This window comes from Mycobacterium sp. 1482292.6 (assembly GCF_001672995.1).
In the GTDB taxonomy this organism is placed as follows: Bacteria; Actinomycetota; Actinomycetes; order Mycobacteriales; family Mycobacteriaceae; genus Mycobacterium; species Mycobacterium europaeum_A.
Genome location: NZ_LZKV01000054.1, coordinates 1 through 12,937, shown reverse-complemented (window position 1 = coordinate 12,937; position 12,937 = coordinate 1). Strand labels below are relative to the sequence as shown.

The window sequence follows — 12,937 nt, the reverse complement described above, 5'->3', positions numbered from 1 at the left end:
GATTGGCTGCAAATTCGCCGACCCGGACGCCGACCTCGAGCGGGCCGAGGCGGTGGTGCACGGCCTCGCCGAGCAGGGGCTGCGGGTGCTCGCCGTGGCGCAGCGCGGCAGGATGACCTCGGGCGCCCCCTTGAGCACCAGCACCGGCGCCTCGGCGGGCTGGCCATTGGCAGCGCCGTCGTGGCCCACGGTGCCGATCGCGGCGGCGAAGCCCCGGCTGGACTCGAACGGCACCTCGGCGACCATCGCCCAGTCCGAATCGCTTTGGCCGTTCAGCGAACTCGCCGCGGTCAGGATCGCCTCGTCGGTGGCGTGCGCATGTCCCTGGCCCTCCTGGGGCTGAGCCGACGCGCGCGCGGCGGCCCGCAGCAGTCCGGCCGATTCCGGGTCGGTCAGTTTGGGGAAGGGATCGTGCGGGTCGACGTCGTCGGGCACCGCGCACACCACGCGCAGCCGGTTCTCGGTGAGCGTGCCGGTCTTGTCGAAGCAGACGGTGTCGACGCGGCCGAGCGCCTCGATGGTGCGCGGCGCGCGGACCAGGGCCCCGCGCGCGGTCAGTCGTTGGGCGGCCGAGAGCTGGGACAGGGTGGCCACCAGGGGCAGGCCCTCGGGGACGGCGGCCACCGCGATCGCGACGCCGTCGGCGACCGCCTGGCGCAGCGGCGCGCGCCGCAGCAGCGCCAGCGCCGACACCGTGGCGCCGCCGGCCAGCGTCAGCGGCAGCACCTTGCTGGTGAGTTCGCGCAGCCGGGCCTGGATTCCGGCGGCGGTCTCGACGTCGGCCACCGCGGAGATCGCCCGGTGCGCGGCGGTGCCGACGCCGGTGGCGACCACGATGGCGCGCGCGTGCCCGGCGACGATGGTGCTGCCCTCGAACAGCATGCTGGCCCGGTCGGGGTCGTTGACCGCGACGGGATCCACCTGCTTGTCGACGGGGAGCGATTCGCCGGTCAGCAGGGACTCGTCGACCTCGAGGTCGTCGGCGATCAGCAGCCGGGCGTCGGCGGGCACCACTTCGGGTGCGGCCAGGTCGATGACGTCGCCGGGCCGCAGGGACTTGGCGGACACCGTCGCCGTGCGGGTCGCGTGTCGGGCGGCCTCGAGCCGGCGGCGGGTCGTCGCGACGGCCGGAACGACCACCCGGCGCACCAGCTGGTCCTGCTCGGCGAACAGCTCCGCGGCGGCGGATTCGGCCCGAAGTCGTTGCGCGCCACCAGTTATCGCGTTGACGGTCATGACGCCGGCGACCAGCAGCGCGTCGATGTTGCTGCCGACGATCGCCGAGGCCGCCGCGCCGACGGCCAGGATCGGGGTCAGCGGATCGGCGAGCTCGGTGCGGGTGGCCGACGCCAGCCGGACCGCGCTGTGCAACGGCTTGCGCAGCGGTTGCAGCGCGGGGCTGTACGACAGGTCGTCGAGGCGCCGCCGCCAGGACGGCTCGGTTTCGACGGCCATCGGCCGCGCCCCGCCGGCCAGCCGCGAGTAGACGATCTCGGGATCCAGTGCGTGCCAGGCGGTCAGCGGTTGGGGTGTGGGGTCGGGCAGCCGGAGCACCCGAGCGGCCGAGAAGGTTCCCGCCAGCAGGGCGGTGGCCGCGGCGGCATTGACCGGGTTGAGCCAGCGCCGGAAGCTGACCGGGCTGGTGCCCGCCTCCTGCTCGCCGGTGACCAGCAGCAGACCCGCGAGCGTGGTGCCGCCCTGCGCCAGGTGCACCGCCGATTCGCTGGCCGAGCGGGCCACCGGGATCGCCGAGAGGATGCGCACCGCGTCGGCCAGATCGGTGCCGGTGATGATGTCGGCGGTCCACGCCGTGGCGGCGCGCGGATCATCAAGGGCCACACCGACATCGGCGATCGCGAGCGCGGCCAGGGTGTCGGTGGAGGCGAAGTCGCGATGCAGCGCGGTGATCAGCAGCACCGGCCCACGGTCGGCGCGCAGCTCCCGGACCACGTTGAGCAGCGGCGTGCCGGGCGGGTGCGTGGTCCCGACACTGGCGGTGAGGTCCTCGGTGCCCGCGACGTGGCGTAGCACCACCCGCGCGCCGGTGCGGTTCGCGGTCTGAAAGAGCGGGATGGCGTACGGGTCGACCTCCCAGCCCACGTCGACGCTGCCGACGCACTCGCCGTCCACGATCAGGTCGGCGCTTTCCAGGCCCTGCGCGGGTGTCGCCGAAGGTCCTTGGGTGCGAACCCATTTCAGCCGGGCCCCGGTCGCCGGTAGCTCGTCGGCGTCGGGCTCGGGCGCCTCCTCGCCGTGCAGCAGCGCGTCGGCCACCTCGTAGACCCGGTCGTCGTCCCAGCCGGGAGCGTCCCCGCGGACCCGTAAGACCGCGCGATGATCGCCGCGCAGCGCGGCGCCGTCGATGACGACGACCTTCACCCGGTCCAGGCGGCGCAGCGCGCCCGGGTCGAGGACCAGTTGCCCGGAATTGGCGAGCCCGCGGCCCAATATCGCCGCGAACGCCTGGCGGCCCATGTGCGCGGCCCTGGGCACCCCGGCCTCGATGGCCGCGGCCGCGTCCTCGGTGCCGCCGCCGGCGACCAGCGCACTGACGGCGGCGATCAGCGAGCCGTTGGCCGCCGAATCGACGTAACTTTCCACCGGCCCGGCCATCGAGCCTTTCGCCTTGTCCATCGCCGCGTCGATGGTGCCGCCGACCACGACGTGGGAGGCCTCACCGGCGGCTGCCGCGGCCCAGCTGTGCCGCGGCAGCTCCGACTTGGCCGAGGAGATGACGGGGACCACCGGAGCCTGCGGCCGGTCGGGGGAGGCCAGCTGTGGCTCGCGGTCACGCCACACGCGGCGGTGCGCCGACGCCTCGGAGACCTGCAGGGTGCGTTGCGTCAGATCGAGCAGCGGTGTGCCGAACGATTGCGTCAGACCGTGGGCGGCCGCCGTGGTCGCGGCCAGCGCGATGTCGGTGCCGACCCGGCCCAGCCGCGCCTCCAGGATCGAGACCATCCGCGGTTGATGGTTGATGAGCGCGGCCGCGGCCCGGGTGGTCTGCGGCGCGGCCGGCAACCGGGTCACCCATCCGGTGACCGCGGCGCCCATCGCGACGACATCCATGGCCGCCGCGGTCAGGGGCACCAGAATCGCCAGCGGGTTGCCTGGGTCGGCGAACGGCGCGGACAGCGGCGGTGACTCCGACTTCGACCAGGTGATGTCCGAGGCGATCGACGAGACCGTCGCGCGCACCTCGTCCAGGACGGCGTCGCCGTCCGCGTCGTCGGACAGTTCCACCACCAACCGGCCCAGCGAGCCTTCGACATGCGCCTTGGCCACACCCGGGATCCGGCGCACCGGCTCCTCCACGGCCGGCGCGTACTCGTGCCAACGCGGGAAGGGCAGCAGCGGATCCAGATCCAGGTGCACCCGGTGCCCGCTGTGCCAGCGCACCGGCGGCAGGATCGCGGTGGGGGAGCCGCCGGACGAACCGTCCAGTCCGATCGCGCGGCCCGTCGTTTGGGCAACCGACTGAATGACCGGGCCGGCGAGGTCGGTCACCGGACTGGCCAACGTCTGCAGCGCGCCCGCGGCGCCCGCCGCGGTGGACACTCCTGCCCGCACCACCTGCGCGGCTCCGCCGGCTACGCCGGCGACGACGCTGGAAACGCCGGGAATCTTCACTCGTCACCCTTCAATTACGTCTACCGCGCCTAATGATCCTGACGGGTGGAGGACCTGTCCACACGTGGGCCGGGAAGGTAAAACCGTGCGAGGACACCGCAGACGACGCGAGCCGATGCGAGCCGATGCAGGTCGGGCCTCCCTTAGAGAGCAAGGGGTGCGATTGCGTCCCTGCTCAGAGGTTACCGGGTTGCCGCCAAACCAAACGTGGGGAACATCCCGGCGTCGAGGAAGACGGTGATGCTCGCGACGCCGGTAACGCCGGTGGTCAAGACGTGAATCGAATGGGCCCGCATCGTCTGATCGGCGCCACGCCGGTATTCGGCGACGGCAGGTTGCGCATTCGCGGCTGTCGGGATCATCACAACGTCGCCGGGCGGGGCCAGGGCGCGTCCGGCGAGGAACCGCAGCACGGCGTCGCGGCCGGTGAACCACACTGGCATAGGCGGCATTTCGAGCTTGACGTCCGCTTGCAGCAGCGCCGTCAGCGCGGCCATGTCCGCGTTTTCGAATGCGGCGCAATACCGGTCGAGCAATTCGCGGCGCTCGGCATCGTCGGGCTCGGACACGGTCTCCTCGGCGGGCGAGAGTTCGGCGAGGTGGGCCCGGGCGCGCTGCAGCGAACTGTTGACCGCCGCGGGCGTGGTCTCGAGAAGCTCGGCAACCTCGGCGGCGCTGAACTGTACGACATCGCGCAGAATCAGCACGGCGCGCTGCCGCGCCGGAAGCTCTTGAAGGGCGGTCATCACGGCCAGCCGCACGCTCTGCTTTGCGGTCAGATCGTCTTCCGGGCTCTTGAACATCATCGCGTCGGGGATCGGCTCGAGCCAGGCGTGCGCGCCGGCCTTCGCGTCGAAATCGGCGTCCGGGTCGACCGATCCGTCGCCGACCCCCATCGGCAGCACGCGCCGGGCGCGGTTCTCCAGCGCTCGCAGGCAGGCGTTGGTGGCGATGCGGTACAGCCACGTCTTCAATGCCGCGCGTTCCTCGAACGCCCGATAGCCGCGCCAGCCCCGCAGATACGTCTCCTGGACCAGGTCTTCCGCGTCGTGCACCGAACCCAGCATGCGGTAGCAGTGCGCGATCAGCTCGGCACGAAAAGGCGCCGCCTGTTCGACGAAATCCTCCTGCGCCGGCACGAGCCTCTCCTTCCGGTGGGTGAAGAACCTACTCCCTTAGAGACATCGGGCCGCCGAAATTCATCGGGCCGCACGCGATGAATCCGGCCGTCACGCCGTATCTGAATTGGTGAAGACGCGGCCACGGCCGCAGCACCCACAGCAGAGAGAGAGAACGACGATGAACCAGTCCCGCACCGCCCATACCGACGGCCTCGCCGACACCACCGCCATCGTGACCGGCGCGGGCCGCGGATTCGGCCGCGCCATCGCCTCCGCGTTGGTCGCGGCCGGCGCACGGGTCGCCGGCGTCGCGCGCACCCGATCACAACTCGATGAGGTGCGCACCCAGCTCGGCGACGCCTTCACCCCGGTGGTGGCTGACGCCGCCGACCCGGCCACGGCCGACCGGCTGATCGACGAATACCGGCCGCGCACACTGGTGCTGTGCGCCGGGGCGACGCCGCCGATGGCGCCGTTGCAGGAGCAGACCTGGGAGACGTTCAGCGTGAACTGGAACACCGACGTCGCGCAGGCGTTCCACTGGGTTAGCCGCGCGGTGCGCCGGCCGCTGGCGGGGGGCAGTTCGGTGATCGTGATGTCCAGCGGCGCCGCGGTGAACGGATCACCGTTGTCTGGCGGCTATGCCGGCGCGAAGGCTACCGTCAGGTTCATCACCAGCTACGCCGCCGCCGAATCGCAACGCGCGGGCCTAGGGATCGGTTTCACCGCCGTGCTGCCGCGGTTGACGCCGGCCACCGACCTGGGCGCCGCCGCCGTCGCGGCCTACGCCGAGCGGCAAGGTGTCGACGTCGATTCCTTCGTGCAGGCCGCCGGGCCCGCCCTCACGGCCGAACAGGTCGGCAAGTCGGTGCTCGAGATCGCCACCGGCGCGGCCACCGACCATGACGCGTACCTGCTCACCGCCGCCGGCCTGTCGCCGCTTGCCTGAGAGCCCTGGAGACGAAAGGCAGACAGCGATGAACACACCGCCGATCGTGTCGGCCGAGCAGTGGGCGAGCGCGCATCAGGAACTGCTGACCAAGGAGAAGGAACTCACCCGGGCCCGTGACGCCCTCGCGGCCATGCGGCGCCGGATGCCGTGGACGGCCGTCGACTCCGCCTACGAATTCGACGGACCCGAGGGCAGGGTCGACCTGTTGGGCCTATTCCACGGCAGGCGACAACTCGTCGTCTATCGCGCGTTCTACGGGCCCGACATCCATGGCTGGCCCGACCACGCCTGCCGGGGCTGCTCGATGATCGCCGACCATGTCGGCAACCTGGCCCACCTCAACGCCCGCGACACCACGCTGGTGTTCGTTTCGCGCGCACCGCAGGCCGACATCGAGCGACTCAAGGCGCGGATGGGCTGGAAGATGCCGTGGTACACCATCACCGATGGATTCGACAGCGATTTCGGCGTGGACGAATGGCACGGCACTAACGCCTTCATCCGTGTCGGCGACCGGGTGTTCCGTACCTACTTCATCAACAATCGCGGCGACGAGGCGCTCGGAACCACGTGGAGCTTCCTCGACATGACCGCGTTGGGACGCCAGGAAAACTGGGAGGATTCACCGGAGGGCTACCCGCAGAGCGCCCCCTACGAGTGGTGGGACTGGCACGACGCGTACGGCATGCACGAGCCGTCGCGCTGGTTCGGCGAGCCGGACCCCAACGATCCCAACGACATCCGGCCGCCGCGCGTCGACTGAACGCGACCGTTGGCACTACTTCCGCCCTTAGCCTTCGGCGCGACGGCTAGCGAAGGGGCACGCTGGCGGCGCTGGACGGGGTCGTCGGAACTCGGGTCGGCGACGCCGCGGGGGGCGTGGTCGGAGTGGCCGACGACGTTGGCGGAGTGTTGGACGTCGACGATTCCGACCGGACGCACTCGACAACCGCCCGAGCCGTCTGCCCCGAGGCCGTCGCGGTGATGACGGCACGCAGGTTTCGCGGTATTGCTCTGAGCGTCGGGTTAGGGCGAGGAGTTTTGACGGTCAACTGTCCTCGCTGGGTGACCGACGCGAAATCGCTGTTGTCACTGGTCCATTGGACGTCGGTGAGGTCGGCAGCAGTGCCATCGGAGTAGGTGCCCGCCGCGACAAGGGTGTACGAGCCTGCGCAACTCTGGATGGTCGGGGGTTGGATGCTGATTCCGGTCAGGTCATGGGGCATGACGATGATCGCTACTGAGGCCGAGCGTTCGGCGATGGTTGCCCGTATTGCAGTTCTGCTCTGCGGGCGGCCAGGACCACCAGCCACAGCGGTGACAAGCCCGTCGCGACCGACCGCTGCGACTGCAGGGTCATCAGTGGTCCAGTCGACGTCAGTGGTGATGTCGTGGGCGGACCCATCGGTGTAAGTCCCGGTGGCCCTCAGCTGTTGTGTGGATCCTTGAGCCAAAGTGACCTCGCGGGGCGCAACGGTGATCGCCGCCAGGGTCTGCGGCTTCACACCGGTGGTGCCGGAGGGCGTCGTGGGATCGGTTGGGGTGCTCTGCGTTTCGGCAGTCGTGGGATTGGTTGTGGTGCTCGGTGTCTCGGTAGTCGTGGAAGTGGCTGTGGTGCTCGGCGTTTCACTGGTAGAGGCGATCGTGGGCACGGGGCCGGCACTGAGATGCGCAGGCGCCGTGAGCGCGAAATGCGTGGCGACCGCGGTAATCGCCACTACCGATGCGGCGGCCAGCCCAGTCGCGTACGTGATGAGCATCCGGATCCTCAGCTGGCGCAGGCCGATTCGCACGGCCCGGTCCACGTTCAGCGGATGGCTGCCGATGCGTTCTCGGGCGGCGCTTTCCAACGCCTCGTACAGGGCGGGGTTTGGCATCAGCGGTCCCCGCCCGGAACGTCTGCGGCGGCCAGCGCCGCATCGGCCTGCGCAATGTACGCGTCCACCTCTACCGGCGGTAGGTGCACCATGTCGGCGATGTCTTCGACCGACAGGTCGGCGTATGTGGCCAGGACCAGGATGATCCGCTGAGTCTGCGACAGTCGCCCCAACGCCCGGTTGGCGGCGGGGACCGTGTCGGGCGGTGGGCTGCCGGTGAGCCGACTGTATGCCGTCAGCCGGTGGACGAACCAACACAGCGCGTATACGTCCGCGGCCGCGCTGACTGGCCCGCGCCAGCGTTTGGTCGCCTCTGCGATGGCGGCGCTGAGCAGGTCATTAGCCATCGCAGGGTCGTCGCACAACAGATTGGCGGTCACCTGCAGTTGAGGGCGTTGCTCGCTGAATTCGCGACGCAGCTCCTCGCCCCGATTAGCCACCGCGACAACGACTTTGAACAGCGACGGAATGCCGTACTCGAGCTGAGTGATGGCGGGCATCACTCCCGCGGTCACCACCACGACGCAGCCCAGGGCGATCAACGTCAAGGCGGTCACGTGGCCGCTCGTTGCGACGCCCGCCAGGATGAGTCCACCGGCGCCCGCCATCAGCGCCACGCGCCAGGGGCGCACGAAATCTCGCCATGGTCGCGGCGGTGTCTGACACATGCTCCTGCTCCTCCAGTAGTCGCTTACTCGTGAATCATCAACTGCAGGGGGAGGTGTGACGCGCGTAGTCGACTACTCGAATCCGCGGACCGGCCGTTCGCGGATGGCGCACTCCCGAGTTGGTGTCGACGCCCTTGTCAGCGCCCGGGACGACGAGTAGTGCACTACGCGTGATGACGACGTCACCCGCTGAAACGATCGTCTTCGGCTGAAGCCGGTGATCATGACGTTGACTTCCGGTGGATCGAGCCGAACCTCGAAGGGAGAACACAAATGTCTCAAGATGCTGACAGCGGCTCGACCGACGTCATGACCGATCCTGGTAGCGACGATAGCGCCGACACCAACGACACGTCGCCGGCCGATACCGCAGAGACCGACGACGACGGCGCGGACACTTCGGACGCATCGAACGGTGACGACAGCGTCGACACGTCGGATATGACGGACGCATCGAACGGTGACGACAGCGTCGACACGTCGGATACGACGGACACATCGAACGGTGACTCCAGTGGGAACGCGTCGAACACCGTTGAAACCCCTACCGATAACGGCTCGGCTGCCACCGGCGACGACCCGTCGGTCAACGTCGACTACAAGCAAATGGTCCCCATCCCGAGCGGAATCAATTCCGGCGTCAGCGCCGCGTCGCAGGCGACGATGTTGTCGACGCTCGGAGTCCCCGGCACCCCGCAAGACAGCTGTGGGCCGGCATCGCCGGCGCTGCAGAAGTTACTGAAAACCGCCAGCGTTGGACCGTTTCGGGTGACCGGCTTGGTGCCGGCGGTCGACGCGCTCACCCGCGTCTTCGCGGCGGTCAAATCGGCCCGGCCCGACCTCTATCTTCTGCTGGGGACTGCGGGCATGCTCTGCGTGCGTCATGTGCGCGGTTCGACGACGAACTTCTCCAACCACTCGTGGGGCACGGCCATCGACATCACCATCGGCGGGCAGCTCACGCCGCGCGGGTCGACCACGGTGCAGCAGGGCCTGGTCGACCTCGCGCCGTTCATGCAGGCGGAGCGATTCTTCTGGGGCGCCGCCTTTCCCACGCCTGACGGCATGCACTTCGAAGCATCCAACGAGTTGATCGCGGATTGGAAGTCCAACAAAACGATTCCGTGACACACAACCGCCGGCTCTTGATGCCGCGCCGCCACGTCCCGTCACGTTCACCCAGGTTGTCTCGGGACGGGCGGCGCGGCGTGTGCCATTGGCTGAACCCACCGCGGAGACCTGAATCAAGAACGGGCGGACCGAAAGTGAGCGAGTGAGCGCGGGATCGAGTAGTCGACTACGCGTGCCCGTCGCGGGCAGGTGAGAGTTGCATAGCCGGTAGCGCCCATCGGGGCGGCAACAGGGCGTTACGCAACGCTCAGGTATCACGAGGAGAGTCCCATGCCAGACGGAGTTTCGCAGCTCAGCAGTGTCGGCTGCATTACGAAAGCGTTGCTCGACGCACTGGATCAGATCGAAAACCAGGTCGCTGCAAGCCAGATCGGCCCCGACGGGAAGCCGCTGGGATCGGCGATCTACATGCACATGCCGACCGGATATCCGATCGACCCCAAGATGTTCGCCAATCCATGGACGCCGGCCGGGGGAGATTCTTCGAGCCAATTCAGCAATGACGGCGCATTCTCCGCGCCCGCCCAAGCAGCCTCCTCGACTCCGCCGCCGGGCCCGCCGGGATCCGTCTATCCGCCGCCGGCCAAGCCCGACCCGCAGCTGGAGGCGTCCATTCAGGCGGCCTTCTTTACCTCGAAGCTCGTCGACCAGATGCTGGAAGTGACGCAGAACGGCGTCGCAACTGCCTGGCCCGATCGAAATGTCAGTGTTGAGTACTTCACCGTGGTGCAGGGCATGCAGCCGATGGACAAGTCGACCCCGGCGCAAGCGGTCCTCGACAAGATCGCCGCGGCGCAGGACCTGCTCTACATCAAGGACGCCAACGGCAACCGCGTCGGCTACACGCCGCTCTACGCGCAGTTCCGGCGCAACCAACAGGCCTGGACCGACGCGATCGCCGCGCAGGCGAGTGCCTATGCGCAGGCCATGGCCGATCCGATCGCGGGGCAGGAGTGGCCGATCGTGGCGAGCAGCTATGCGAACAAGGTCACCCAGGCGCTGAACGATTTCAACAGCATGGGTCGCCAGCAGGTGCAGGACGCTCTGGATACGATTGCGACGCAAGGCGAGAGCGCGGTCACGGCGCTGGCCGCATTGGCGCGCCAACTGTATGACGCGTTTCAGGTGCAGCTGGCCGGCGGAATCTCCGCCAATGTTCCCTGGTCGTACATCAGCCCGATGTCCTGGTGGGACTACACGGATGAATCCTTCGGCGTCCAAAAGATCACGGGGACTAGCGAGGCGCACGATGCGAGAACGAACTCCGGGACGGGTTCCTTCGCGAGCAACTGGCAACGGCAGCAGTCACAATCGAACAGTGGCAGCGGCGGGTTCGACGTCGGCATCTACAGCGCCTCCGCCAGTGGCAGCCACGCCGATGCGTCCAACGCATTCGCCAATAACGCAAACCAGTTCAATTGGACGACCCACCAGGATAGTTCGAGCTCCGCTTCGGTTTCGTTGGAGTACTTCATCGCGACAATCGAGCGTCCCTGGTTCCTCGGTGACATCTTCAACCTCAAGGGCTGGTATCTGGTAGGTCAGCGCGCCAACAGCATCAGCGACGGGACGGTTGCCAATCAGATCGGCGATAAGTGTCCCGCGATCCTGCCGATGCTTCCTAAGGGGTTCCTCATTATTCGCAACGTCAAGATCACCTGCGACGACTGGGGTGACTTCGGCAGCAGTTTCAGTCAGGCCGCGCAGGCGAGTCAGGGCTCGGGACAGTCGAGTTCGAACTCGGTCGCGGTGTCGGGGGGCTATCTCTTCATGAAGGGTTCGGCCCAGCACCAGGATCAGCAGTCCTCCGGTGCCTTCGGATCGCAGCAGACCAGTTCCAGTTTCACGTTCACGTCCGATGGCAAGAAGGGCGGGACGTTGGAACTGCTGGGATCGCAGATCGCCGGCTGGATCGGGCAGATTCAGCCCGCGGCCCCGCTGATGGACGACCCCACACTGCCGAAGCCAACTTCGGAGAACTCACCGGAGGCGATGGCGGGGGCCGGAGCCACACCGGCAGCGGGGAGCTGATCGTCATGGCCGGCGGGGACACACTCGCAACGGTTGGCGAGAAGGTGACGGATGTCTTCGTGCACGCGTTCGCAACCGGGAACTCCAACGTCTCGTTGGTCTTTCTGCCGTTCGCGTTGCCGACACCGGACGACATCGTGCAGGGCGGCGTGGTAAACCCCACCCGGATGGCCGCCTTCCTGGTGCCGAATTTCGATGCGCCCTACCTGATGTCACCGTCCCAATATTCCGTGCACGGCCAGGATCTCTACTACGGCACGGCGAGCCAGATCTATCGGCTCGCCGTGACCGCGGCCCGGCCGACCGCCCCGGTCGGGAGTGATGCTTGGACCCGCATCAACTCCGAAATCGCAATGGCTCAAACGATGCTCAGCCCTGCCGGCGTCACGCCCGAGTTCGCCTGTGTGCCAGACGACTGGGTGCTGCCGGATTCGACCTATTGGTCCACATTCGACTCGACGCAGGCGCAAACCGCTGCCCCGCCGCAGAGCAGCGGCCCGCAGTTGCAGCTGCAGCGGGCCGTCAATCCTTATCTATGGACGATCAAGCCGGCGGAGCAGCAGGATGCCCCGGTCCAGAACCTGACCTATCTTCATGAGTTGAATCCGGCGCTGGTGGCCGCCGCTACGGAGAACGCCGTACCGGCGGTGTCGACACCACCGGCGACGACCGTGGCGCCGGTGGCGAGGCTCAATCCAGCCGTGCTGCAGCGCATTCCGTTGTCTACGACCGCGGCTCGACCATCGGGAGCCGACGCCGCGGCCGTGCGGCAAGCCATTCGGGTGCTTCCGCAGCTGACGCCCACCTCCGACGTCCCACGCATCAGGCCATATCCGATCATCTGGCGCGGCCCGATCGATCCGCCACCTGATGCCCGCCGAGCGGGGCGCGGATCACTGGGGTGTCATCTTGAGGCGTTCGCGTTGGTCCACCCGCGCCCCGGATTGATACTGTGGGCCACAAGGACTCTGGGCATGCGTTTGATCGGCAGATCAGGAACCGCCCGCGTTGTCCTGCGCGGCGGGGTCTGAACCCGAGGCCGTGACCGAACCATCCGCGGAGGTGCTTTGCGGTCCGACAGCCGTCGGCGGCTGCACGAGATCGGGCGCGTCCGCCGGCGGGAGGACCGGCAGGTGGCTGCACAACAGCGCGACCACTTGCATGCCCGGTCGCGAATAGGTCCACGTCCCATCGGACGTGGTGCTCGAGGCACCCGCCAGCGAGAACGGACCGACAAAGCCATTGCCGCTCAACGACGCTTGGTCCTGGCCACTCCATTGCACCGAGATGTTGAGGTCTTTGACCACGACGATCGCGATCGGCAGCCCATATGTCAGCGCGGCGTCACCCTGGGTGACCGCTGCGTTCGGCGCCGGCAACAGCCCGCCCTTCGGCATGCCAGGCACGTACCAGTTGGGGTCGGCCAAGAAGACCCCGTCCCAGGTCGACACCCCTGCCGCCGCGAAGCCGATGGTCGCGGACATGTATTTGAAAGACACCGACATGCGGGGGGGGGGTGGCGGGGGC

The 12,937-nt window shown here is 68.2% G+C and carries 9 protein-coding genes and 1 pseudogene; 5 read left to right on the top strand and 5 right to left on the bottom strand.

Annotated features, from left to right (window positions below; translation table 11 throughout):
* Nucleotides 1–3,630 (bottom strand): HAD-IC family P-type ATPase (locus A5624_RS04910; protein WP_232002203.1); only part of this gene is annotated, 3,630 nt, incomplete at its 3' end.
* Nucleotides 3,631–3,812: 182 nt separating this feature from the next.
* Complete coding sequence (locus A5624_RS04905; RefSeq protein WP_066862432.1) at nucleotides 3,813–4,769, bottom strand: sigma-70 family RNA polymerase sigma factor; 957 nt, start codon at nucleotides 4,767–4,769, stop codon at nucleotides 3,813–3,815.
* Between the two features lie 160 nt (nucleotides 4,770–4,929).
* On the opposite strand from A5624_RS04905, the gene A5624_RS04900 reads away from it, so the two are divergent.
* Nucleotides 4,930–5,700: an SDR family oxidoreductase gene (locus tag A5624_RS04900; protein ID WP_066862429.1), complete on the top strand. Its 771-nt coding sequence runs from the start codon at nucleotides 4,930–4,932 to the stop codon at nucleotides 5,698–5,700.
* Between the two features lie 28 nt (nucleotides 5,701–5,728).
* Nucleotides 5,729–6,466: a DUF899 domain-containing protein gene (locus tag A5624_RS04895; protein ID WP_066862424.1), complete on the top strand. Its 738-nt coding sequence runs from the start codon at nucleotides 5,729–5,731 to the stop codon at nucleotides 6,464–6,466.
* A 46-nt stretch (nucleotides 6,467–6,512) separates the two neighbouring features.
* Here A5624_RS04895 and A5624_RS04890 read toward each other — a convergent pair whose 3' ends face one another.
* Both A5624_RS04890 and A5624_RS04885 read right to left on the bottom strand, forming a co-directional pair.
* Nucleotides 6,513–7,580, bottom strand: a complete 1,068-nt coding sequence (locus A5624_RS04890) for an Ig-like domain-containing protein (protein ID WP_066862419.1) — start codon at nucleotides 7,578–7,580, stop codon at nucleotides 6,513–6,515.
* A complete protein-coding gene (locus A5624_RS04885; protein ID WP_082976060.1) occupies nucleotides 7,580–8,248 on the bottom strand; it encodes a sigma factor-like helix-turn-helix DNA-binding protein in 669 nt (222 codons plus the stop codon). The genes A5624_RS04890 and A5624_RS04885 overlap by 1 nt, the downstream gene beginning before the upstream one ends.
* Nucleotides 8,249–8,521: 273 nt before the next feature.
* On the opposite strand from A5624_RS04885, the gene A5624_RS27200 reads away from it, so the two are divergent.
* The 3 genes from A5624_RS27200 to A5624_RS04870 all read left to right on the top strand — a co-directional run bounded on the left by A5624_RS27200 (nucleotide 8,522) and on the right by A5624_RS04870 (nucleotide 12,441).
* Nucleotides 8,522–9,376 (top strand): M15 family metallopeptidase, encoded by an 855-nt coding sequence (locus tag A5624_RS27200; protein ID WP_082990485.1) that lies wholly within the window; start codon nucleotides 8,522–8,524, stop codon nucleotides 9,374–9,376.
* 273 nt (nucleotides 9,377–9,649) lie between these two features.
* On the top strand, nucleotides 9,650–11,410 hold the full coding sequence (locus A5624_RS04875; protein WP_156748817.1) for a hypothetical protein: 1,761 nt from the start codon (nucleotides 9,650–9,652) through the stop codon (nucleotides 11,408–11,410).
* A 167-nt stretch (nucleotides 11,411–11,577) separates the two neighbouring features.
* On the top strand, nucleotides 11,578–12,441 hold the full coding sequence (locus tag A5624_RS04870) for a hypothetical protein (RefSeq protein WP_156748816.1): 864 nt from the start codon (nucleotides 11,578–11,580) through the stop codon (nucleotides 12,439–12,441).
* Here the strand turns inward: A5624_RS04870 and A5624_RS04865 are convergent.
* Nucleotides 12,403–12,937, bottom strand: a pseudogene (locus tag A5624_RS04865) (hypothetical protein); the annotation flags it as partial. The gene A5624_RS04870 and the pseudogene A5624_RS04865 sit on opposite strands and share 39 nt — an antisense overlap.

Bases quoted from the DNA above. Each gene is read 5' to 3' on its own strand.
- A5624_RS04885 (WP_082976060.1), bottom strand. From the start codon at position 8,248: ATGTGTCAGACACCGCCGCGACCATGGCGAGATTTCGTGCGCCCCTGG.
- A5624_RS04895 (WP_066862424.1), top strand. From the start codon at position 5,729: ATGAACACACCGCCGATCGTGTCGGCCGAGCAGTGGGCGAGCGCGCAT.
- A5624_RS04900 (WP_066862429.1), top strand. From the start codon at position 4,930: ATGAACCAGTCCCGCACCGCCCATACCGACGGCCTCGCCGACACCACC.
- A5624_RS27200 (WP_082990485.1), top strand. From the start codon at position 8,522: ATGTCTCAAGATGCTGACAGCGGCTCGACCGACGTCATGACCGATCCT.
- A5624_RS04890 (WP_066862419.1), bottom strand. From the start codon at position 7,580: ATGCCAAACCCCGCCCTGTACGAGGCGTTGGAAAGCGCCGCCCGAGAA.
- A5624_RS04875 (WP_156748817.1), top strand. From the start codon at position 9,650: ATGCCAGACGGAGTTTCGCAGCTCAGCAGTGTCGGCTGCATTACGAAA.
- A5624_RS04870 (WP_156748816.1), top strand. From the start codon at position 11,578: ATGGCCGCCTTCCTGGTGCCGAATTTCGATGCGCCCTACCTGATGTCA.